The following is a 20,972-nucleotide window of genomic DNA, read 5'->3' as shown; positions in this document are numbered from 1 at the left end:
GAGGGCGCCCGCATCGGCTGCGGGCGCCCTCCCGGTGGCGGTCGAACCGGAGGTCAGGCCTCCAGGCGCCGACCCACTCGGACGCAGAGCAGCACCCCGAGGGCGAGGATCGCAGCGCCGGCCCACGCGGCACCGGTGGCGTCGGTGCTGCTTCCGGTGTCCGCCAGCGCCCCAGCGGACTCCGTCGGCGCAGGCTCGATCGTCGCGAGCGGAGCGGCACTGGCCGCTGCAGCAGCACTCGGCGACGGTTCGATCAGCTCGTCCAGTGACGGGAGGGGAGCCGGTGCCGGTGCCGGAGCGGGGTCGGGCGCCGGTGCCGGGTCCGGGGTCGGGTCGGGGACCGGGGTCGGCGTGAGGGCCGCAGCGGAGACCGGGATGCCGTAGTACCCGCTGCCGACACCGGGGGCGCCGTCGTCGATCATCGCGGCGAGCGGCGTGGCCGTGACCGGTCGTGTGGATGTGCAGGACCAGATGCCCTCCGGTCCGGCCGTCGCTGTGCAGACGTCGACCTCGCCCTGGTCGCGGATCACGATGGTCGCTCCCGCGGCGCTGCTGCCGTCGCACGTCACGAGGCGGTCCGCGCCCGCCTCGCAGGTGATGCGGCTCGGGAGCGTCGGCAGACCGACGGCCGGCGACACGTCGCCCGCCTGATCGGTCGTCACGACCGTGGTGGGCGTCTTCGCCCCGGAGGAGACGCACATCCAGGTGCCGTCGGCCTGGACTGTGGACTCGCAGAGCGTCGTCCCGTCGTCGGCGGTGAGCCGCACCTGCGCGTGCGGTGCGCCGGTGCCGAAGCACGACACGGCAGCGGTCGCATTGGTGAAACAGCTGATGTCGCTCGGCGCGACGGACGCCGTCGTCGCCACCGGGGCGACGGGCGCGGCCTCCGGGGAGACGGCGACCGCGTCGAGCGGATCAGCCGTGTCGCCGGTGTCCTCCGCCTCGACGGTGTCCTCCGCGTCGCCGGTGTCCTCCGCCTCGTGCGCGGCCTCCGCATCCTCCGCCGTCACCGTGTCGTCGATCCCGGCTCCACCCGACCCGGAGTCGGCGGTGAAGTCCGCCGCCTCGGCGGCCTCGTCCTCCGTGCTCCCGGTGTCATCGACCGGCAGCGCGATCGCGTGGTCGTCCGCGGGTGCGATCGTGCCGGTCTCGAGTCGCTGCTCGGCGTCGGCCCCGGCGGGCTCGACGCAACTCGTCTCCGCGGGCGAGCAGAGCTCGTCAGCGGAGGCCGCGCCGACGCCGGCGAACGCCGTCATTCCCGCGATCGCCCCCAGTGTCGCTCCGGCCTTCCAGCGGAGTCTCATCCGTCGTTCCGATCCCGGCACACGTGCCGCTCGGCTCTGTCCCCGTGTCATTCGTCCCCCTCCGGCTCGACGCAGTGTGTGATGCTGCGTCGAAAATGTCAGTTACAAGCATTACAAGTATTGATAGTTGCGGAGGGTCGCCGGTGTCGCAAGGTGAAAAGGGGGTGAAAGGAGGTCGGGAGGTGTGGGCCGCTCAGCGCGGCACCCGCACCCGCAGCCCCTGCGGGTCGACCGTCAGCTCGAGGCCGACCACGTCGCCGAAGCCGTCGCCGTCCAGCTCGAACGGTTCCGGTTCGTCCAGGCGCACGGTGACGGTGCGCCCACGCAGGTAGCTCAACCGCGTGCGGCCCGCCCGGTTCGTGAAGCGGATGATCCTGCGGCCGAGCGCGCTCTTGCGCAGCACCCGGTTCTCCCACGTGATCGTGCGCCAGATCGCCAGCCAGCCGAACACCGTCGCCGGCTGCAGCACGGCGATGTCGAGGAGGCCGTCGTCGACCTCGCTGTCGGGGATGAGCTCCAGGTTTCCCGGCAGCGTGCCGCAGTTGGCGAAGAGGATCGTGCTGACGTGCGCGGTCTGCTCGCGGTCGTCGTCGATCCGGAAGCGGACCCGGACCTTCTTCGACCGCGGCAGGGCGCGGAACGCCGACTCGACGTACGCCACCCAGCCGAGCCGCCGCTTGAGTTCCGGCCGGGCGGTCGCGATCATACGGGCGTCGATCCCCATCCCGGCCATCACCAGGAAGGCGTGCTCCGTGCGCTCGCCGTCCGCGCGCTCCGCCGTGGCCACGCCGATGTCGATGCGGCGGGTGACGCCCTCGAACGCGACCGCGCAGGCCTCCTCGACGCTCCCGTACGGGAGGCCGATGTTGCGGGCAAGGAGGTTGCCCGTGCCGCCGGGCAGGATGCCGAGCGTCGCCTCCTGGTCGCGCAGGGCCTCCGCGACCGCCCGCACCGTTCCGTCGCCGCCGGCGGCCAGCACGAGCTCCGCCCCGCTCTCGAGGGCCTGGCGCGCCTGCCCCTGACCGCCGTCGTCGGGGGTGGTCTCCAGCCAGATCAGCTCGACGTCGCCCACCTCGGCCGCTCGGGCCTCCACCGCCGCCCGCACCCGCGGGACGTCGACGCGGACCGGGTTGTAGACGACCGCCACCGTGGCGCCGCGTGACCCCTCCCGATCGCTCACGGGATCACGTTACCCGACGGTGGAACGGGCGCCACCTCCCGGCGGAGCCTCTAAGCTGGGGCGGTGATCGATCCCGTCCTCCTGCGCGAGCACCCCGATGTCGTCCGACGTTCCCAGGAGGCGCGCGGCGACTCTGTTCAGGTGGTCGACGAAGCGCTGCAGGCCGACATCGAGCGCCGCGCCGCGATCACCTCCTTCGAAGAGCTCCGCGCGGAGCAGAACGCCTTCGGCAAGCAGGTCGCACAGGCACCCAAAGACCAGAAGCAGGCGCTCGTCGCGCAAGCCCAGCAGCTCGCGGGCCGCGTCAAGGAGGCGCAGCAGGCGGCGAACGCCGCCGAGGCGCACTTCGACGCGGTGCTGCGCCGCATCGGCAACCCGATCGTCGACGGCGTGCCCAGCGGCGGCGAAGACGACTACGTCGTGCTGAAAGAGGTCGGCGGCGTGCCGCAGTTCGACTTCGAGCCGCGCGACCACCTCGAGCTCGGCGAGCTGCTCGGCGCGATCGACATGGCCCGCGGCGCGAAGGTGTCCGGCGCCCGGTTCTCGTTCCTTCGCGGCGTCGGTGCGCGCCTCGAGCTCGCGCTGATGAACATGGCGCTCGACAAGGCCATCGCGAACGGCTTCGTGCCCATGATCACGCCGACGCTGGTCAAGCCGGAGGTCATGCAGGGCACCGGCTTCCTCGGCTCGCACGCCGACGAGGTCTACCACCTGGGCAATGACGACCTCTACCTCACCGGCACGAGCGAGGTCGCGCTCGCCGGCTATCACGCCGACGAGATCCTCGACGTCACCCAGCCGCTGCGTTACGCCGGCTGGTCCACCTGCTACCGCCGCGAGGCCGGCTCGGCGGGCAAGGACACGCGGGGGATCATCCGGGTGCACCAGTTCAACAAGCTGGAGATGTTCGTCTTCACCCTGCCGGAGAACGCGGAGGCCGAGCACGCCCGCCTGCTCGCCTGGCAGGAGGAGATGATGCAGGCCCTCGGGCTCAGCTACCGCGTCATCGACACCGCGGCGGGCGACCTCGGGTCGAGCGCGGCGCGCAAGTACGACGTGGAGGCCTGGATCCCGACGCAGGGCCGCTACCGCGAGCTGACCTCGACCTCCAACTGCACGACGTTCCAGGCGCGGCGGCTCGAGATCCGGTACCGCACCGAGAGCGGCAAGACGGCGCCGGTCGCGACCCTGAACGGCACGCTCGCGACCACGCGCTGGCTGGTCGCCATCCTGGAGACCCACCAGCGGGCCGACGGGTCGGTCGTGGTCCCCGAGCCGCTCCGCCCGTATCTCGGCGGCCTCGAGGTGCTGGAGCCGATCGCCTCGTGAGCACTGTGGCCGAGAGCGACCGACTGCTGATCGCCCTCGACGTCGATGGCACGCTCATCCACGAGGACGAGTCCGTCGGTGACGCCGTGCTCGACGCCGTGACCCGCGTGCGCGAAGCCGGTCACGAGGTGATGCTGGCAACGGGCCGCAGCTGGGAGACCGCGCGGCCGATTCATGAGAAGTTCGGCTTGACCAGCCGGTTCGTGGTCTGTGCCAACGGAGCTCTCACCATGCGGCGCGACGAAACCGTCGAAGGTGGTTACCGCCGCGAGTTCATCGAGACGTTCGACCCGACGGAGGTGCTGCGCACCATCCGCCCGCACCTGCCGTCCGGCAGCTTCATGGTGGAGGACCCGACGGGCTTCCGCCGCTACACCGAGGGCATGACCGACTGGGAGCTGGTGAACGCGGAGCAGGTCGGATTCGACGAGCTCAGCGAGCACCCGGCCACCCGCGTCGTCGTCATCTCGCCGCAGCACGACGAGGAGGAGTTCCTCGCGATCGTCGACAGGATGGGGCTGCAGCGGGTGAGTTACGCCATCGGCTGGACGGCGTGGCTCGACATCTCGCCCGACGGCGTCAGCAAGGCGACGGCCATGGAGCGGGTGCGGCACGCGCTCGACATCCCCGCCTCGCGCGTCGTGGCGGTCGGCGACGGCCGCAACGACCTCGAACTGCTCCAGTGGGCGGGCGCCGAGGGCCGGAGCGTGGCGATGGGGCAGGCCCCGGACGAGGTCAAGGCGGCGGCGACGGAGACCACGGGCACAGTCACCGATGACGGGCTGGCCGCCGTCCTGCGGTCTCTCTGACCGTTCGCCCAGCTCCCGGGCCCGGCGGCTTCCTCCCGGATTCCATCGCTGACCAGCACCTCCATCGTCCAGAGCATTGCCAGGAGGCTGTGTCAGACTGGATGATGGTGTGCGCCTTCTCAGGCGCCGCCGTCCGCCGTCGTCCGACGAGAGGGAGTGAATGGACGAGATGCCCACCCGCGCTCAGGCGCGAGCTCAGGAGAAGTCCGCCGGCCCCTCGGTCGCCCGGCACGGACGGCTCAAGCGGCACAACCCGTTCCGAACCATCGCGGCCCTGCTCGTGAGCGTGCTCGCCGTCGCCGGCATCAGCACGGCCGGCGTCGCCGCCTACGCGGCATTCGACGTCGCGACCAGCCTCAAGCCGGCCGTCAAGCTCGTCGACTCCAAGGGCAAGGTCGTCACTCCGGGCGTCGGTGCGATGGACGGCGCCTTCAACGTGCTCCTCGCCGGCAGCGACTCCGGCGGAGGCAACGCCTCGTACGGCGACCGCGGCGAGAACCTCAACGACGTCACGATGCTGCTGCACGTGTCGGCCGACCACAAGAACGCCACGGTCATCAGCTTCCCGCGCGACATGTACGTCGCCATCCCGTCCTGCCCCGACCCCAAGGGCGGCAGTTACGACGCGATGAGCCGCCAGAAGATCAACAACAGCCTGAGCTACGGCGGACTGGCGTGCACCGTGCTCACGGTCGAGAAGCTCACCGGACTCGACATCCCGTACGCGGGTGTCATCGAGTTCGACGGCGTGATCGAGATGTCCAACGCCGTCGGCGGAGTCCCGGTGTGCGTCGCGGGCGACATCTACGACCCGTACACCGGTCTCAGCGTCAAAGCGGGCGACAACACCCTCCAGGGCCCCATGGCCCTCGCGTTCCTACGCACCCGCCACGGTGTCGGCGACGGCTCCGACCTCGGCCGAATCAGCAACCAGCAGGTGTTCCTCTCGTCGCTCGTGCGCACGATCAAGAGCGCCGACACGCTCGCCAACCCGGTCAAGGTGTACGGCCTCGCGAAGGCGGCGACCAGCAACATCGCGCTGTCCGAGAGCCTCAACAACCCGACGACCATCGTCTCCATGGCGATGGCGCTCAAGAACATCGACATCTCCAAGGTCGTGTTCGTGCAGTACCCGAACCACTACGAAGGCGACGGCGTGGCTCCCACCAAGGACGCGGCCGACACCCTGATGCAGGCGCTGAAGGACGGCAAGTCGGTCACGCTCACCGGTGACACCGGAGTCGGGTCGGAGGCCGCGCCGTCGGCGACGCAGGCTCCGGCCGCCGGAGCCACCCAGCCGCCGGCAGCGGGCTCGACGACCGCACCGGCCGACGGCTCGTCGGTCGAGCTCCCGTCCGACGTGCACGGCCAGACGGCCGCGCAGGTCACCTGCTCGAAGCCGTTCCAGGACTGACCCTGCGGGGCGATCCGCTGCGCGAGCGCGCTGCGGAAATGCGCGCTGCGGGAATGGCCCGTGGTGGTGCAGACTTGAGATGAGTGGAGGTTCGTCCTCCGACACAGTTTCATCGTGTATCTACCTCGCGCCGGCTTTCCCGGCGGACCAAGGCGGCACTAGAAGGCCGCGGTCCTCCGCGGAAAGACAGAAGGCCACGACACGTATGACGCACACCACGTCCTCCCGGGAGACGCAGCAGCAGCCGACCACGCTGCTGCGTGCCGCCGGCTTCTCGTACTTCCCCGTCGCCCTGTTGGCGCGCCTCCCGTACGCCATGATGGTCGTCGGTGTTCTGACGCTCGTCGTCTCCGCGCGCGGCGAGCTGTCGCTCGGCGGTCTCACCTCGGCCATGGTCGGCGTCGGCACGGCGATCTTCGGCCCGCTGATCGGCGCCGCCGCCGACCGGGTCGGCCAGCGCGGCGTCGTGCTGGCGGCCGGGATCGCGAACAGCGTGGCGCTCCTGGCGATGGCGTGGGTGGCGTTCAGCTCGTCACCCGACTTCGTCGTCCTCATCGTCGCCTTCGTGATCGGCGCGACGGCCCCGCAGGTGTCGCCCATGTCGCGCAGCCGCCTGGTGGGCATCATCGCGAGCCGGCTCCCCGGCGACCGGCACGCTGCCGTGCTCAACGGCACCATGGCGTACGAGTCGGCGGCCGACGAGATCGTCTTCGTCTTCGGGCCGTTCATCGTCGGCCTCCTCGCGACGACCCTCAACCCGGCCGCCCCGATCGTCGGCGCGGCAGTGCTCACCGTCGTGTTCGTCTCCGCGTTCGCACTGCACCGCAGCGGGGCCGTGCGCCCGGCGACCGACGGCGGCCTCCCGGTGCAGCAGGCACCCGCCCGCGAGCTCTTCCGGCCGGGGCTGCTGGCGGTCACCGTGGGAGTGCTCGGGATGGGCCTGTTCTTCGGCTCGATGCTCACCGCCCTGACGTCGTTCCTGTCGGACTTCGGCCATCCGGAGCAGGCCGGGCTGATCTACGGCGTGATGGGCGTCGGCTCCGCGGCCCTCGCACTGGGCGTCGCGTGGTTCCCGCTGCGCTTCTCGCTGCGCTGGCGCTGGCTGACGTTCGCCGGCCTCCTCGCGGCCTCCACGATCGCCCTGCCGTTCGCGACCACCGTTCCCGGTGTGATCCTCGTGCTGCTGATCGCCGGCTTCGGCGTCGGCCCGACGCTGGTGACGCAGTACAGCTTCGGCGCGGAGCGCAGCCCGATCGGCCGGTCGGCCACCGTCATGACGATCCTCGGCTCTGCCGTGATCGTCGGCCAGTCGGCGTCGTCGGCGCTGGTCGGCGCGCTCGCGCAGAGCGCCGGCACGCACGTGGCGATGTACGCCCCGCTCGTGTCCGCGCTCGTCGTGCTGCTTGCGGGTGTCGCCAACGTCTTCATCACCGGTCGCCGCCCGCGCTGAGGCCCTCCGGATTTGCGCCGAATGTGGCGTTTCGCGCCGCCGAACGCCACATTCGGCGCAAATCCGCGGCCCTGTAGACTGCAACGGCGCCGGTTCGCCGACGCCGGGAGGGCTGTCCGAGCGGCCGATGGAGCCAGTCTTGAAAACTGGTGGGCAGAAATGTCTCGTGGGTTCGAATCCCACGCCCTCCGCCACAGATTATGCGTCTCGATCCCAGTAAATCACTGGGATCGAGCGATTGTCGCCGGACTGGCTCCACTCGATTTGACAACAAACTGACAACAAACGCTGGCGGAAGTCGGTCATCCGGGGCATGTTTGTGTGATCGCGGGCGTCGGAAGGCCCGATTTGTCGGCGGCTACCGCTTCAATGTGGACATGATCGATGTCGGCTGGCTTCTCGATACGTGGCGCGCTGCGAAGTGGGAAGCGATCGTCATGATCTGGAACGCGATCGTGGCAGATGTCATTGCCTACCCGTGGTTCGCTCTCGTGCTCGCAATCCTTGTTTTAGGGGCCGGCGTCAAAGGGCTGGGCAAGCTAGCTAAGTACGTTGGCGGCGCTTACTGGTCTGCTCATCACTGAGGATGGACGCTCGGCGAGATGCGATCGTTCGACAGAGCGTCTGGCTGCGCCGTCCAGAGCTTCAGCTACTGCGTCGAGGTCGTCGTCGAAGAGGTCCGCGTAAACGTCCAGCGTCATCGCGGCGGAGGCGTGGCCGAGCATCCTCTGCACCGCCTTCACGTTGGCTCCTGCGCTCACGGCGAGGCTGGCGGCGGTGTGCCGCAGGTCGTGGACGGTCATTGGTTCTAGGCCGGCCCTGTCGAGTGCGCTCTTGAACCACGTCCGTTGACCGCGTGTCGCGCGCTTCATGTGTTCGCCGAACCGGCCGGAAAAGAGTAGGTCGTTCGGCTCCTTGCCTGCAGCTGCGCCAGCCAGCGCGTCGATGAGGAACGCCGGGAACGGTACCGACCTACGCTTGTGGCTCTTCGGAGTTCCGACGATGGTGGCAGGACCGACTTCTACCGCGTTTTCCGAGATGGCGAGTCGGCGACGAGTGAAGTCGACGTCGCGCACGCGGAGGGCGATGACTTCGCCCCAGCGAAGGCCGGTGTAAGCCAGGAGGAGAACGAGGGCTTCGTGTTTGCCGCTCGCGTAGGCGAGGTCGTGAACCTGTTGGTGGGTGAGGTACCGGTGAGCTCGGGGGACCTTGCGCGGCAATCGCGATCCACGGGCTACGTTGACAGGCACGCGCCGGTCCTTCACGGCGATGTCGAGGATTCCGGCGAGGACACCGAACGCCCGCAAGACAGTCGTAGCCGACCTGCCGGCGCTTAGGGAGGTTACCCATGCCTGGACATCCGAGTGCCGAACATCGCCGACGGGAACTCTTCCCCAGCGTGGCTCGACCTGGAGCCGCCATGCAATCTCGAGCGGGCGGAGTGAGGAAGGCTTGAGGTGCGTCTGGTTCGCCAGCCACTCCACTCCGAGGGATGCGATAGTCACCCTCGCCGCGCTTGCATCTATGTACTCGCCACGGGCCTTGTTCGTCTCGACGGTGGCGAGGTAGAGCTCGGCTTCGCGCTTGGTCTTGAATCCTCGTTTCGTGGTCTGGCGGTGGTCGGGGGTTCGGTACATGACGCGATAGCGTCGGCCACCGGCAGACTCGTATGACAGAACGCTGCCCATCTCGCCCTCCTCTTAGGGTGCTGCCACCTCTTCGACGCCCGCAGAGGTGAGAAGCGCTGCGACGCGCTCCAGCTCGCGCTCGACCAGTTCCAGGCGTGCCTCGACGCTTGAGTCGAATGTGAGATCAGAGTCCCCGGACGCCGCTCCGACGTCGCGAACGATCCGAAGGCGGTCGAGCTCACGTCGAAGGGTCCCGAGCTCGCGAAGCGAGTTCAGGACGGAGATGTCCACGCGCTCGGCGGCCAATCGAGGCCGATACGAACTCGATGGGGTCGCTGAAAGCCAGCAATCGAATTCGGCCACGGTCATTCCGTCGAAGTCCTCGCCGAGATTTTGCAGGTCGAGTTTGGCGTCGGGGCGCCCGATGGGCGCGAGCAGCATACTGATCGGCACGCCGAGGCCCCGGGCGATATTCAAGAGCTGGCTGACGCTAATGTCGGCCTTCCGGCCGGATTCGATGTTCTCCAGGATCGCGGGGGTGATGTTCCCGCCGGGAATCGCCTCTGCTAGGTCGCTCGTCGTGCGATATCCACGTTCACGTCGCGCCAGTCTGATGCGCGCGCCTATGCCGATCTCCGATCGAAAGTCTGCCATTTCGACAGCCTATCGCCACTTCTGTTGTCAAGTCACGGAATTCTTGCTATCGTCGTTTCAACAATTGCAACACTCCTGAGTTGTCGAAACGGAGGAGATGAGATGACAGGAGAATTCATTCAGCCCGCTGAGGTGGTTGAACTCACCGGGCTGTCGATCGCAGCGCTCGCCCAACTCCGGTATCACGGTAAGGGCCCTCGCTTCTATAAGCCGACCCCACGCACTGTGCTCTACAAGCGGACGGAGGTGTTGGCATGGCTGGAAGCGAGCGCGCAGACGAGGACCGGAGCGTACGCGTAGCCGAGCCGCCTACAGAGCCTCCCGGCGTCATTCAGGACTTTGTGGACGGATACCTCGTCCCGGCGGATCCGATGGATGATCTGCAGTGCGAAAGCTGTCAGTAGAACAGCTGGTGCACCCCGGCGTGCCGCCCAAGCGCCACCCCTGTTCAGGGGTAGCGTGCGGCACCAAATGGAGCGGCCGATTCTTACCCTCTTCACCGTAACGCTGACCTCGCTAAGCGAGCCAGGGCGGCGGTGACGCATCGTGGCTGAGACTCCCCAACTTCAGAGTCGAAGTCGCCACTCCACCATCGAATCCGGGCGCGCCGCCCCGAAGCCCATATCCCCGGCGCAGCTCGGAACATCCAACCTTCCGAAACCAAGGAGGGCTCCTGCGCGCCCATTCGCGCTGACATAGCCCTGTTCTAACGAGCCGATACGGTTCGAACCCGGTCCTTCGCAGTAGCCACTTCCATGCAAGGAAGGTTGTGATCTCGTGGCTGGAGGAACCCAAGTCCGCTCGCGGACGGATGCTCTTCTCACGGAGTTGCTCCGTGAAGTCGACACGTTGCGACCGTACGTCCGCTTCCAATTGCGCGGCTGGCCGAATGAGGTCGACGCCGTTCTCCAGATCGCCCGGGAGACGGTTTGGCACCGATGCTCCACCTTCGACCCGGAGCGGGGGACTCCGCATGCTTTCGCGTTCGGCATCACCCGTCACGTCGTGCTGCGGGAGATCGAGCGGAAGTATCGCCCGATGGACGACATCACCGTCGATGTCGACGTCGAGTCCGACTCGGACATCGACCCGCTCGAGACGATGATCCGCCGGTTCGACGCGCACCGGTGGATGGTGCTGGTCGCCGACTACGTCGGCGCATCCGACTGGCATGTGATGAGCGACCTGAGCCTGGCAAACGGTGACGCTGAGCGCGTGGCAGAAGCCCATCACCTGTCCAAGCGCAGTGTCCGCACGATCCGCGAGCGGGTGTGCCAGACCGCCCGAACCGTGCTCGCTGCTCTCGCGGCCGCGGACGCGGGACTGCCGATGACCGGTTCGGTGGTCGTGTCGTGTGTGCCTGAGATCGGCGGTTTCCGGGAGGTCGCCGAGATGATCGGCGACGACGCAGACACCATCGCCGCCACTCTCCACATCCATCCCGGCTCGGCGCGAGCGCGGATCGCGACCGCCAAGCGATTGCTGATGATTGCCCGGGACGTCCTCGAGTTGGAGGTGGCGGCATGATCAGTGCGGGTGCGGCGGCAGCTCATGCCGTGACGCATCCGAAAACGACTCGGAACCTGCTGATCGTCGCGGCCGTCATCGTGCTGATCGTTCCTGTGGCGCTCGTCGCCGTGCCGGTGTCGCTGGTGCTCGCGATGGGTGCGAACGGTTTCGGTAGCGGTGGGGGAGTGTGCGGCGGATCCGTGCCGTCAGTCGAGGCGGGCCAGAAAGTGGACGGCTACGGGCCTGATCAGTTGAAGATCGCCGCGACGATCATCACTGCAGGCCAGCAGATGAGCGTGCCCCCACACGGACAGACGCTCGCGTTGATGGTCGCGATCGGGGAGTCAGGGCTGCGGAACCTCGATCACGGCGATGCGGCGGACAACACCACGATCGGTGTCTTCCAGCAGGGCGCTGGCTATGGCACTCCTGCGGAGCGGATGGACCCGGCGACCGCGGCCGCCGCGTTCTACACACGCATGCTGCACGTGCCGGATTGGCAGACCCTCGCGCCGACCCTGGTCGCGCACGCGGTCCAGATCAACGCCGACCCGAACCACTACGCCCCGTTCTGGACTCCCGCCGAGCAGTTGCTCGCCGCCCTGACGGGAGCGAGCGCCGGTGCGTGTCAGGTGCCGGCGGACGCTCGCGCGGCCGCCGCAGTCCTGGTCGGTGCGATTCAGGCGAAGAAGCTGAACTTTCTCGAGCCCCGCTACCAGCAGCAGGTGATCAACATGGCTGACGGTACCGCGACGCCGGACTGCACGATCGACGCACACGTCCTCCAGTTGATCGTGGTCGCCGTCCAGGTCTTCCAGCAGGTCGGAGTCAGCGACCTCAACCGGCGCTGCACCGGAATGACCCCCGGCGCGGGAACCGCGTCCGCGCACTGGAAAGGCAAGGCCGTCGACTTCTACGCGATCAACCGCCAATCCCTCACCGGCGCCGACACTCTCTCGGTGCGGCTAATCCACGTCCTGGACCCATACGCCCCGCACGGGTCATCGGTCGGTCAAAGCGACTGCAGATCCCGCGGCCACGTGACGCTCGGTGTGCTCATGAACTTCACCAGCGACTTTCCCGATACCTGCAACCACCAACACATCCAAGTGCCCTGACCAAACGACTCTGCAAAATGCGCGCCACAAATCGCTCCGAACCGGAAGTTCTAAGTGAAGGGCGCATACGAATCCGAGGTGAACTGAGATGAACAAGAAGCTGATCGTACTCCCGGCCCTCCTCCTATGCCTGGCACTTGTCGGCTGCGTCGGCACGACGCCCGCACCGAACCCGTCGTTCACGACGGTCTCGCCGGCCAAGCCGCCGCCGACCGCGACGTCCGCACAGGACGCCATGCCGGCGGCATCGGGCATCGTCAGCAGCGTCTGGGTGGACGTCTACCCGGGCACCACCGTCAAGGCCAAGCACGGCTGCCGGTGTACTCTCCCGAAATCGCCTTCGGAGCTCTTCCCAGTCGGAACCCCGGTCCTATTGCTGAAGGTCACCATGACCGGCAAATGGATCCCCTCCCAGGGCAACCAAGACTTCCAGGACGTCACCGGCACCACCCTCAAGGGCACCCAGTTCGACGGCCGCCCTGAACCAGCCGTCCTCGACACCGCCGACGGTCCCGCCGCCGCCAAAGCCGCTGGCCTGCCCTGGCTGCCCACCGGGCTCTTCCACGGCCAGTCGACCTGGACGATCCCGAACGAGAAGAGCCGATCCTTCGCCGCCGCCTACTACGTCCCCGCCGGAGTCGACCAACTCGAACTCACCGTGAACATCCCGTCGGAAGGCAAGGCCAACATCCTAACCGTCCCCCTTCCGGCCTCCGCGACCGCCGCGGCCAACGCCAGCGGGGAGTGACCGACATGAACCTGATCCTCAACCTGCTCGGCCTGCTGGGCCTGATCTGCATCGCTCTGCTCGGCATCGCCGCCTCCGGCTACCTCGCCGCCCGGCGCATGCGCGAAGCAAAAGAACCCGAACCGTCGACCGACCCCACGGAAAGGAACCAAGAATCATGAACGCACTCAACGAAGCCCTCGTCACCGTCCACGCACGCATCATCACCGTGGCGGCCGTCCCAAACCCCAGCCCGGACTTCTCCGGGCCCGGCGTCGGAGCCTTGCAGACGATCGCGAACGTCGTGTTCGCCATCGTGCTCATCCTCGGCGTGATCGGCGGCCTCATCGCCGCCGGATTCATCGTCGTCGGCCACATCTCCAGCAACGGACGAGTTCAGAAGGCGGGCATCATCGGCGTGCTCAGCTGCCTCGCCGGGGTCGCTGTCGCCGGCAGCATCGCCGGGCTGATCAACTGGGGCCAGTCGCTCCACGTGGCGTGACCATCATGATCGCCACTGTCGCATCCGCACCGCCGGATCCGTTCACCCCAAACTACGGCTGCTTCGTCGCCGACTTCGGCTGCCAAGCCTCCCAAACCGTCGCCCAGTTCATGGGCTCCACGATCAAGAACCTCGGCGACTTCATCGCCACGATGATCGCCGGCTCCTTCAACACGAACATCGATCAGGGCAGCTGGAACATCGCCCACTCACAGTTCCTGTTCTGGATCGCCGTCACCGCCCCGGTCATTCTGATCGTCGCGCTGGTCCAGATCGGTATCGCGATGATCCTTCAGGACTGGTCACGCATCGGCCGCACCGCTGCCGGCGCCGCCCTCGCCATCCCGTTCAGCGCGATCTGCGTGTGGGGGATGCAGAAGGCATCCGGCATCACCGACGACATCACACACGCGCTCACCACGGCCGTCCAAGGTGGCGACCTGAGCCAAAGCCTGCTGCGCGTCGTCGGCCTCTTCGACGCCCCGAAGCAGATCCACGGCGCTGTCATGAAGACGATGCAGTTCTCCCAGGACGGCGTCATCTGGGGCATGGCCACCCAAGGGGCACAGGGACCAGGTTCGGTCGGCGAATACGTGATGGCGTTGCTCATCGTCGGCCTGATGATGATCGCATCGCTGTTCTTGTTCATTGCCATGTCGATCCGCGAGTTCGGCCTCCTGGCGCTGGCCGCGATGGCCCCGGTCGGGCTGATGATGATCGGCCAGCCCAAGCTCACCGCCTGGGCGCAACGCTGGCTGAACCTGTCCGTCGGGTTGCTTATCGCCAAGCCTCTGGCTGCTGGCGTCGTCCTCCTGGCAGTGGAGCTGACCAAGGCCAGCCTCAGTATCGGCGTCATCCTCGTCGCAGCCGGGGCGGTGATCGCCGCCTCGTTCAGTCCGCTGTGGGCGACCAAGCTCGTCTCGTTCGCCGGTGCTGAAGTCGGCACCGCCCTTCACCACCGGTTCTCGGTGCGCGACCAGTTCTCGCGGGCGAGCACCGCCGCCGCACCCGTCCGCACCGCGGCACGAGTCGTCAAGGTTGGGAGATAACTCATGACCACCCTCACTGCAGACCAGATCATCACCGAGGAAGGCGCACCCCGGGTCCGCTTCGCCGCGCGGGAACGTCGAGGGATCTTCCTCGGTCTGACGTTCCTGCAGCTGGTCGTGATCGGGGCCGCCGTCGCTGTCCTGCTCTCCACCCTGTTCATCGACACCAACGCGATCTGGGTGATGATCCCGATCGTCGCGGTCGTGGTGTTCTTCGCCCTCGCCACCTACCGGCGCGAACCGGTCATCGTGATCGTCGCCCAAGCTGCGCGTTATGTGCGCCGAAGTCTGACCGGCCAGACGATCTTCCGCCGAGATGTCTGGCTCCGCGTGAGCGTCGCCTCCCTCGACGTGGGACACGCGCAGGTCGCCGCGGTCACCCCGGCCGTGACCTCGAAGTTCCTGCTCCCCGGCGCGCTCGGGGACGCGCAGATCGTCCAGATCCCCGGTGCGGGGGGCTTCATTTACAACGCCCGCGGCCGGCTCGCTTCGGTCACCGTGAAGGTCGGGTCGAAGGCGTGGGCGCTGCGGGACAAGGGCACCCAGGAGGCCGCGTACGACGGGTTCGTGGAATGGCTCAGCTCGCTGGAGAACCTGCCCGGTGTCCGGGAGACCACGATCCGGATCCGCGTTGACCGGGCGTCCTCGAATGAGTTGCGGGACTACTTGGTCGTTCGGGAGAACGAGCACGACCCGCAGGTCACGTCGGAGCTGCGCGAGCAGTATTGGGCGCTGACGCAGGCGGCCTCGAAGCGGTCTATGGGGTTCACCAACTACATCACCCTCACCTTCGACACCGCCGCGCTCAACGGCGCTATCCGGGACGCGGGCAAAGGACTCACCGGCCTTGCCGCTGTGCTGAAGGAGCGAGTCGCCGGAATCGAGACATCGATGGAGCACGCCCGGCTCACCCCAGCAGGCTGGCTCACCTCGGACGAGCTCGACGAGCTGAACGCCCTGTCGGCCGACCCCGTGGCCGCCGCGACCCGACGTGAGCAGGACTCCGGGACTGTATCTGCGCCGTCGCCGGTGATGGGGATCGACGAGGGCTGGGACGCGATCCGCGTGGACGAGTCCTGGCACCAGACATTCTGGGTCGCCGAGTGGCCACGCACCGACGTCCGCACCGGATTCCTCGAGCCGCTTCTCTACGCGGGAGACGCGACTCGGGTGATCACGCTGCAGGTGCGCCCGGTCGCCACGCACACGGCGCTGGCCCAGCTGAACCGGGCCCAGTCGGACATGGAAACCGCCGCGACCATTCGGATGAAGCTCTCCTCCCGGATCCCACTCACCCACCTCCGCGAGGAGGAAGACCTCGCCGTGCGGGAGCACGACCTCGTCGACGGGTTCGGGGATGTCCAGTACCGCGGGTTCGTGACGATCTCTGCTGAGTCCAAGGACGCTCTCGCCAAGGCGCGGACTGACATCGAGCAAGCGTCGCATCCGGCCCGGCTCGTGCTGGCGTCGATGTCAGGGCAGCAGGCCGCTGGGTTCGTTACCGCCGCGCTGCCGGTGCCGCTGGAAGGGGAATGACATGAAGCAGTCAGCAGTCATCGGTCGCATCCCGGCGAATGAGAAGCCCGGCGCCAACGGACGCCACCGTCAGACTGGTTCGGCGGACAAGACCTCGGGTTGGAAGCTCCAGTCCGCGGAGTTGCCGGCGTCGAAGATGCCATCGTGGGGGTGGAAGCAGCCGCACAACCTGCGTGGCCCACTGCGCGCCACCCCACCCGCACACCGCTGCAGCTCAAAGGTCCTCGGCGGTGCGTACCCGTTCCTGGCCGAGACCGGGGACATCCTTACCGGGGCGTACATCGGGGAGAACTTGCTCTCGCGCGCGCCGTTCTGCTTCGACCCCTGGGACGCGTACTCGGCGGAAGCCGTCCGCTCGCATTCCGTCGCCATCCTCGGGGTCAAGGGCACCGGTAAGTCGATGCTGGCGAAGTCCTGGTCCTCTCGGCTCGCAAGGTTGGGCCGCAAGGTCGCCGTGCCGCACGACCCGAACGGGGAATGGGTGCGCGTCGCCGCCTACGTCGGCGGTAAGTCGATCAGCGTCGGCCCCGGCAAGGCCGCCCGCATCAACCTGCTCGATGAAGGCGCGCGGGATCGGTCGTTTTCGGACGAGGACTGGAACCAGAACGTTCTGCAGTACCGTCGCGCGACGGTGAAGACGATCATCCGCCGCCTCCGCGAAGGCGGGAACCTGGAGCCGGTCGAGCACACCGCACTCGACGTGGCGCTCGACGCCCTACGTGGCCAGTCCACGGTCACCATCACCCACGTGTACGACCGTCTCGTCGATCCTGAGCAGAGCCAGCCGCTGGAGGTGGTCGAGGCCGGCCACCGACTCGCGCACTCGCTCCGCCGCATGGTCTCCGGCGACCTCACGGGGTTCTTCGACGGACCCTCCACCGTCCGCTTCGACGCAGACGCCCCGATGATGGTCGTCGACACCTCCGCGCTGAAAGGGGCGTCGCCGGAGGCGCAAGCGCTGGCACGGCTGGCGACCGCGAATTGGATCCGCCGTTCTTCTCTCGGCGCGAATCGGCAGGCGCGGGTGATCATCCACGAGGAGGCCGCTGTCGAGCTGCTCAACGATGTCTCCGGTGGTGACGGCCTCGCGGACCGAGTCGAGGACGAGAAGGTCGCACGTCACCTCGGCACCTCCAACTGGTATCTGCTGCACCGCGTAGCGGACTTGGACGCGCTGGGCGACCGCAACAGCGCCCTGCACTCACGGGCGCTCGGTCTGCTCGCGGACTGCGAAACCCGTATCTCGTATGCGCAACACTCGGGGGAGATCGCGAGGTCTCGGGAGATCCTGGGCTGGAACGACACTCAGGCCGACCTGGTCCGCAAGCTCCACAAGGGGGAGGGGCTCTGGCAGATCGGCCAGGACCGGGTGGCGAAGGTGCGCAACATCTGCACCGACTACGAACTCGGCATCTTCCGCACCGACGCGATGGGCGGTGAGCGAGCGTGAGAACACACGGTTCCTCTTGGACGCACGTTGCCCTCTACAGCCTCTTCGCCATCGTCGTCGCCGGCGCACTCACCACCGGCATCGCCATCGCGACCATCACCGCTACCTGCGGCGGCGGCGGGCCGCCAGACAGCGTCTTCGCCGGTCTGCAACTGTCCATCAGCGGAGACCCTTCCGGCTTCAGCGTGGTGCCGGGGTGCGTGGCGCCGGTCACCCTCATCCAGGTCCTCGATCTGTTCGCCGTCTTCCTGCTTCTCGGCGCGATCGCCGTTGGGGTGGTCTGGTGGCTTCGCTACCGACAGTCGGACCGGCACTTCATCAACGACCTCCGCGGCCGCGACGGGCTCGCCAAGCCCAGTGAAGTCCGCAAGCACACCTCCGCACGCACCGCTCTTCACCGCGCCAAGACCCTTCGGCCGTCGGCGGTCAACCCCGCGCCGTCTGCCGCTGGCTGGAAAGTTGGCAGCGCGCATGGGCAGGACGTCTACGTGTCGATCGAGGACTCGATCGTGGTTGAGGGCGCGCCCCGGTCGGGCAAGGGCTACCGGTTCATCATCAACGCCATCCTCGACTGGGACGGACCGCTCATCACCACGTCCACCCGCAACGACAACCTCTCCGCGACGATGCGCGAGCGCGCCCGCGCAGGCGAGGTCACCGTGTTCGACCCCCAAGAGCTCACCGGTATTCGCTCCGGGCTGCGGATCTCCCCAGTCGCCGGCTGCGAGGACCCCCTCGTGGCCGACCAGCGCGGTCAGGCGATCATCGCCGGCACCGCGCTCGGCGCTTCGAAGACCAACCAGGAATGGGCACAAGTGTCCTCCTCCGTGCTCTCCCGACTGCTCCACGCTGCAGCAGTATCGGAACGTGGCACCGATGCGTTGGCGCGGTGGGGCTCCAACCCGCGCCTCGCGCGCGAAGCCGTCAGCGTCCTCGCCAACCAAGGCAGCCCGGGTTGGTCAGAGGACTTGGACGCGATCATCAACGGCGACGAGAAGCTCCTCGCCAATTCCTGGTTCGGAGTCTTCGGCGCTCTCCGCCCCCTCTCAATCCCGTCAATCAGGAAGGCGATGACGCCAGGCCCTGGGGAGCAGTTCGACCTTGACGCGTTCCTTGCCGGATCCAACAGCCTCTACCTGGTCGGCACCGGCGCCGGGGCCGGCTCTGTCGGCGGATTCCTCGGCGCGGTCCTCGATGACGTCGTCGAAACAGCACGACGGAAAGCTCTCGCCTCGCCCGGGTCGCGCCTGGATCTGCCGCTCGCGTTGATTCTGGATGAGATCGCGAATATGTTCTCCTGGCCCGCGCTGCCGCGGATCATGGCAGACGGTGGTGGCATCGGCATCTCGACCATCGTCGTCCTCCAGGCCCTCTCGCAGGCCGAGACCGCCTGGTCAAGGTCCGAGGCCGACACGATATGGTCCGCCGCCACCGCCAAGCTGCTGCTCGGTGGTGCGTCCGACGTCGGCCACCTCCGCGACATCGAATCGCTTCTCGGGACCCGCCGGATCCGAAACACCGGGCACTCCTACAACGACAGCGGGTCGTCCACGAACGTGCAGAACGAGAAGGTCCCGGTCATGACGATCGACGAGATCCGCCGGATGCCCGAAACCGTCGGACTCCTCGCCTATCGCAACCGGCGCGGGATCCTGCTCGATCTGCGGGGGTGGACAGATCGCGACGACGCCCGACAGGTCAGCGCGGGCAAGAAGCTCACCGAGCTCGACCAACAGGTCGTGTTCGCCGAACAGTACCAAGCCGCGCTCGATCGCCGAGGATCAGCGGGAGAGGGAAACTGATGTCCAACCGTCGCCGTCCCGCCCGGGATAACACCTACCGCACCAACTACCTACGCTCCGGAGCATGGTTCGCCCGCCGCGACCGCTGGTTCCGAGACGAGCAGACCCGAGACGGCACTATCCGCTGCGCCCTCTGCCTCGGCGCAGGTGGCCCCCACTCCCTCGAGCTGCACCACCTCGACTACCGCGGCGTCACCCAAACCCCGCATGGCTGGACCGCTCACGAGCAGCACGAAGACCTGACACCGCTGCATCCGCGCTGCCACGAATACGTGCACCAGCTGATCGAACGCGACCGTGCCCTCTCCGGGTTCGTGTCCCGGCGCACTGCCTCCATTCAAGCGATCGCCCGGCTACAGGCCAAGATCGCCCACTACATCGAAGCGTCCCTGGAGCAGCAGTGACCGACGACATCCCACTCGATGACCTCGTCGTCTCCCTAGCCGAGGGCTGGGAAGACCAGGCGCCGCGGCAGAGTCCGGGGATGCTTGGCATCCGTGTCATCAATTGGCGCACCCTTGAAGATGAAGAGGCTCCGCAGGTCTGGGCCGACCTTAGAAGCTGGGTGGTCTGGTTCACCCACCGCTACAACATCGCTTCGAGGAAGATCCCGCCCTGCTGGTTCATGCACGGCGCGCTTGTCGAAGAACTCTCCGCCCTGCACACTGCATGGCTGGTCTCATACGACAGCCTCGACGCCGGCTACGGACCGATCGGCTGGCACGAACGCCTCGCCGTCGCCATCCCACGACTGGCGACTTGGTACAACGGCGAATGCCACAACGGCCACACTGAACTCCCACAAGCCGGCGACAATGCCGTCCCCGAGGAGTGGGCTGACTGGATCCGCCAAAGCCATGCCCATGCCTGAGCGTCGGCGGGGCGATCTGCGCGCCTTCTGCGCGCATTTCCCCGCCTCGAACCGGAAGTTCTAAGTGAGAGCGACCCGACCAACGGGCGCAGATGGAAGGAACAGGACAATGAGCACACGAGTCCCGATCAGCATCGAAGGCAACCTCGTCGCCGACCCCGACTACGGCGAATCACAGAACGGCACCAAGTTCGCCAAGTTCACCGTCGCCGTCACCGACCGCAAGCTCGAAGACGGCAAATGGGTCGACGGCGACACCCAGTACCACCGCACCACCGTCTTCGGCCGCACCGCCGAGAACGTCCGCGCCAGCCTCGCCAAAGGCGACACTGTCATCGTCAACGGCAACCTTGAGTTCCGCCACTGGACCGACCAGGCTACCGGCGAACCCCGCGCCGCCACCGAAGTGGTCGCCGACAGCGTCGGCCCCTCCCTCCGCTACACCACGGCGGAGGTCACCCGTCGCGCCCCAAAAGCTGACGGCCCGGACGCATCCGCGACCGGGCCGATTACAAGCGCTGGCGCTCCCTCCACGGAACCGGCGTTCTCGTAACCCTGGCCGAGAAGAGGGGCTGCCCTTGGGCAGCCCCTCTTCTCGGCCTTCAGTGACGATCGAACCTGGTCAAGGGTTCGGGGCGTT

General features: G+C 67.6%; 21 protein-coding genes, 1 tRNA gene and 1 pseudogene. 19 read left to right on the top strand and 4 right to left on the bottom strand.

Annotated features, from left to right (window positions below; all coding sequences use genetic code 11):
* Positions 1–53: 53 nt before the first annotated feature.
* Both KNO15_RS07775 and KNO15_RS07770 read right to left on the bottom strand, forming a co-directional pair.
* Positions 54–1,304 (bottom strand): Ig-like domain-containing protein, encoded by a 1,251-nt coding sequence (locus tag KNO15_RS07775; RefSeq protein WP_241702899.1) that lies wholly within the window; start codon positions 1,302–1,304, stop codon positions 54–56.
* Positions 1,305–1,497: 193 nt separating this feature from the next.
* Complete coding sequence (locus KNO15_RS07770; RefSeq protein WP_241702898.1) at positions 1,498–2,484, bottom strand: diacylglycerol/lipid kinase family protein; 987 nt, start codon at positions 2,482–2,484, stop codon at positions 1,498–1,500.
* Positions 2,485–2,547: 63 nt separating this feature from the next.
* On the opposite strand from KNO15_RS07770, the gene serS reads away from it, so the two are divergent.
* The 6 genes from serS (at position 2,548) to KNO15_RS07740 (ending at position 8,070) form a co-directional block, all read left to right on the top strand.
* Positions 2,548–3,813 (top strand): serine--tRNA ligase, encoded by a 1,266-nt coding sequence (serS, locus tag KNO15_RS07765; protein ID WP_241702897.1) that lies wholly within the window; start codon positions 2,548–2,550, stop codon positions 3,811–3,813.
* Complete coding sequence (locus KNO15_RS07760; protein WP_374113158.1) at positions 3,810–4,622, top strand: HAD family hydrolase; 813 nt, start codon at positions 3,810–3,812, stop codon at positions 4,620–4,622. The genes serS and KNO15_RS07760 overlap by 4 nt, the downstream gene beginning before the upstream one ends.
* A 160-nt stretch (positions 4,623–4,782) precedes the next feature.
* Complete coding sequence (locus KNO15_RS07755) at positions 4,783–6,036, top strand: LCP family protein (RefSeq protein ID WP_241702896.1); 1,254 nt, start codon at positions 4,783–4,785, stop codon at positions 6,034–6,036.
* A 205-nt stretch (positions 6,037–6,241) separates the two neighbouring features.
* Positions 6,242–7,486, top strand: coding sequence for an MFS transporter (locus KNO15_RS07750; protein ID WP_241702895.1), 1,245 nt, complete (start codon positions 6,242–6,244; stop codon positions 7,484–7,486).
* A 106-nt stretch (positions 7,487–7,592) separates the two neighbouring features.
* Positions 7,593–7,680: transfer RNA gene (locus KNO15_RS07745), tRNA-Ser, on the top strand.
* A 183-nt stretch (positions 7,681–7,863) separates the two neighbouring features.
* On the top strand, positions 7,864–8,070 hold the full coding sequence (locus KNO15_RS07740; RefSeq protein ID WP_241702894.1) for a hypothetical protein: 207 nt from the start codon (positions 7,864–7,866) through the stop codon (positions 8,068–8,070).
* On the opposite strand, the gene KNO15_RS07735 is transcribed toward KNO15_RS07740, so the two are convergent.
* Complete coding sequence (locus tag KNO15_RS07735; protein WP_241702893.1) at positions 8,026–9,174, bottom strand: site-specific integrase; 1,149 nt, start codon at positions 9,172–9,174, stop codon at positions 8,026–8,028. The two genes, KNO15_RS07740 and KNO15_RS07735, sit on opposite strands and share 45 nt — an antisense overlap.
* 12 nt (positions 9,175–9,186) lie before the next feature.
* A complete protein-coding gene (locus KNO15_RS07730; RefSeq protein WP_241702892.1) occupies positions 9,187–9,768 on the bottom strand; it encodes a helix-turn-helix domain-containing protein in 582 nt (193 codons plus the stop codon).
* Between the two features lie 777 nt (positions 9,769–10,545).
* Between KNO15_RS07730 and KNO15_RS23485 the strand changes: the two are divergent.
* From KNO15_RS23485 to KNO15_RS07670, 13 genes and pseudogenes are all read left to right on the top strand, one after another.
* Positions 10,546–10,785 (top strand): annotated as a pseudogene (locus KNO15_RS23485) (sigma factor); the annotation flags it as partial.
* A 21-nt stretch (positions 10,786–10,806) separates the two neighbouring features.
* Complete coding sequence (locus KNO15_RS07725) at positions 10,807–11,295, top strand: hypothetical protein (protein ID WP_241702891.1); 489 nt, start codon at positions 10,807–10,809, stop codon at positions 11,293–11,295.
* Positions 11,292–12,395, top strand: a complete 1,104-nt coding sequence (locus KNO15_RS07720; protein ID WP_241702890.1) for a hypothetical protein — start codon at positions 11,292–11,294, stop codon at positions 12,393–12,395. Before KNO15_RS07725 ends, KNO15_RS07720 begins: the two co-directional genes overlap by 4 nt.
* Positions 12,396–12,483: 88 nt before the next feature.
* Positions 12,484–13,143 (top strand): hypothetical protein, encoded by a 660-nt coding sequence (locus KNO15_RS07715; protein WP_241702889.1) that lies wholly within the window; start codon positions 12,484–12,486, stop codon positions 13,141–13,143.
* A gap of 5 nt (positions 13,144–13,148) precedes the next feature.
* Positions 13,149–13,304: a hypothetical protein gene (locus tag KNO15_RS07710; protein WP_241702888.1), complete on the top strand. Its 156-nt coding sequence runs from the start codon at positions 13,149–13,151 to the stop codon at positions 13,302–13,304.
* The gene (locus tag KNO15_RS07705; protein ID WP_241702887.1) at positions 13,301–13,624 is read left to right on the top strand and encodes a hypothetical protein; all 324 of its coding nucleotides are present in this window, start codon (positions 13,301–13,303) and stop codon (positions 13,622–13,624) included. Before KNO15_RS07710 ends, KNO15_RS07705 begins: the two co-directional genes overlap by 4 nt.
* A 5-nt stretch (positions 13,625–13,629) precedes the next feature.
* The gene (locus KNO15_RS07700; RefSeq protein WP_241702886.1) at positions 13,630–14,673 is read left to right on the top strand and encodes a hypothetical protein; all 1,044 of its coding nucleotides are present in this window, start codon (positions 13,630–13,632) and stop codon (positions 14,671–14,673) included.
* 3 nt (positions 14,674–14,676) lie between these two features.
* The gene (locus KNO15_RS07695) at positions 14,677–16,209 is read left to right on the top strand and encodes an SCO6880 family protein (protein ID WP_241702885.1); all 1,533 of its coding nucleotides are present in this window, start codon (positions 14,677–14,679) and stop codon (positions 16,207–16,209) included.
* A gap of 1 nt (position 16,210) precedes the next feature.
* Complete coding sequence (locus tag KNO15_RS07690) at positions 16,211–17,659, top strand: ATP-binding protein (protein WP_241702884.1); 1,449 nt, start codon at positions 16,211–16,213, stop codon at positions 17,657–17,659.
* On the top strand, positions 17,656–19,461 hold the full coding sequence (locus tag KNO15_RS07685; protein ID WP_241702883.1) for a type IV secretory system conjugative DNA transfer family protein: 1,806 nt from the start codon (positions 17,656–17,658) through the stop codon (positions 19,459–19,461). Before KNO15_RS07690 ends, KNO15_RS07685 begins: the two co-directional genes overlap by 4 nt.
* Complete coding sequence (locus KNO15_RS07680; RefSeq protein WP_241702882.1) at positions 19,461–19,865, top strand: hypothetical protein; 405 nt, start codon at positions 19,461–19,463, stop codon at positions 19,863–19,865. Before KNO15_RS07685 ends, KNO15_RS07680 begins: the two co-directional genes overlap by 1 nt.
* Complete coding sequence (locus KNO15_RS07675; RefSeq protein WP_241702881.1) at positions 19,862–20,332, top strand: hypothetical protein; 471 nt, start codon at positions 19,862–19,864, stop codon at positions 20,330–20,332. The genes KNO15_RS07680 and KNO15_RS07675 overlap by 4 nt, the downstream gene beginning before the upstream one ends.
* 109 nt (positions 20,333–20,441) lie before the next feature.
* Complete coding sequence (locus tag KNO15_RS07670; RefSeq protein WP_241702880.1) at positions 20,442–20,885, top strand: single-stranded DNA-binding protein; 444 nt, start codon at positions 20,442–20,444, stop codon at positions 20,883–20,885.
* Positions 20,886–20,972 lie beyond the last annotated feature (87 nt).

Origin of the sequence: Leifsonia shinshuensis (assembly GCF_022606355.1) — a bacterium.
GTDB classification, from domain to species: domain Bacteria; phylum Actinomycetota; class Actinomycetes; order Actinomycetales; family Microbacteriaceae; genus Leifsonia; species Leifsonia shinshuensis_B.
Note: the sequence above shows the minus strand (reverse complement) of the source record. Positions and strands in the feature narration are given on the sequence as shown.

Excerpts from the sequence above, each read along its gene's own strand:
- KNO15_RS07775 (WP_241702899.1), bottom strand. The coding sequence starts at position 1,304 with ATGAGACTCCGCTGGAAGGCCGGAGCGACACTGGGGGCGATCGCGGGA.
- KNO15_RS07755 (WP_241702896.1), top strand. The coding sequence starts at position 4,783 with ATGGACGAGATGCCCACCCGCGCTCAGGCGCGAGCTCAGGAGAAGTCC.
- KNO15_RS07750 (WP_241702895.1), top strand. The coding sequence starts at position 6,242 with ATGACGCACACCACGTCCTCCCGGGAGACGCAGCAGCAGCCGACCACG.
- KNO15_RS07740 (WP_241702894.1), top strand. The coding sequence starts at position 7,864 with ATGATCGATGTCGGCTGGCTTCTCGATACGTGGCGCGCTGCGAAGTGG.
- KNO15_RS07735 (WP_241702893.1), bottom strand. The coding sequence starts at position 9,174 with ATGGGCAGCGTTCTGTCATACGAGTCTGCCGGTGGCCGACGCTATCGC.
- KNO15_RS07730 (WP_241702892.1), bottom strand. The coding sequence starts at position 9,768 with ATGGCAGACTTTCGATCGGAGATCGGCATAGGCGCGCGCATCAGACTG.
- KNO15_RS07725 (WP_241702891.1), top strand. The coding sequence starts at position 10,807 with ATGGACGACATCACCGTCGATGTCGACGTCGAGTCCGACTCGGACATC.
- KNO15_RS07720 (WP_241702890.1), top strand. The coding sequence starts at position 11,292 with ATGATCAGTGCGGGTGCGGCGGCAGCTCATGCCGTGACGCATCCGAAA.
- KNO15_RS07715 (WP_241702889.1), top strand. The coding sequence starts at position 12,484 with ATGAACAAGAAGCTGATCGTACTCCCGGCCCTCCTCCTATGCCTGGCA.
- KNO15_RS07710 (WP_241702888.1), top strand. The coding sequence starts at position 13,149 with ATGAACCTGATCCTCAACCTGCTCGGCCTGCTGGGCCTGATCTGCATC.
- KNO15_RS07705 (WP_241702887.1), top strand. The coding sequence starts at position 13,301 with ATGAACGCACTCAACGAAGCCCTCGTCACCGTCCACGCACGCATCATC.
- KNO15_RS07700 (WP_241702886.1), top strand. The coding sequence starts at position 13,630 with ATGATCGCCACTGTCGCATCCGCACCGCCGGATCCGTTCACCCCAAAC.
- KNO15_RS07695 (WP_241702885.1), top strand. The coding sequence starts at position 14,677 with ATGACCACCCTCACTGCAGACCAGATCATCACCGAGGAAGGCGCACCC.
- KNO15_RS07690 (WP_241702884.1), top strand. The coding sequence starts at position 16,211 with ATGAAGCAGTCAGCAGTCATCGGTCGCATCCCGGCGAATGAGAAGCCC.
- KNO15_RS07680 (WP_241702882.1), top strand. The coding sequence starts at position 19,461 with ATGTCCAACCGTCGCCGTCCCGCCCGGGATAACACCTACCGCACCAAC.
- KNO15_RS07670 (WP_241702880.1), top strand. The coding sequence starts at position 20,442 with ATGAGCACACGAGTCCCGATCAGCATCGAAGGCAACCTCGTCGCCGAC.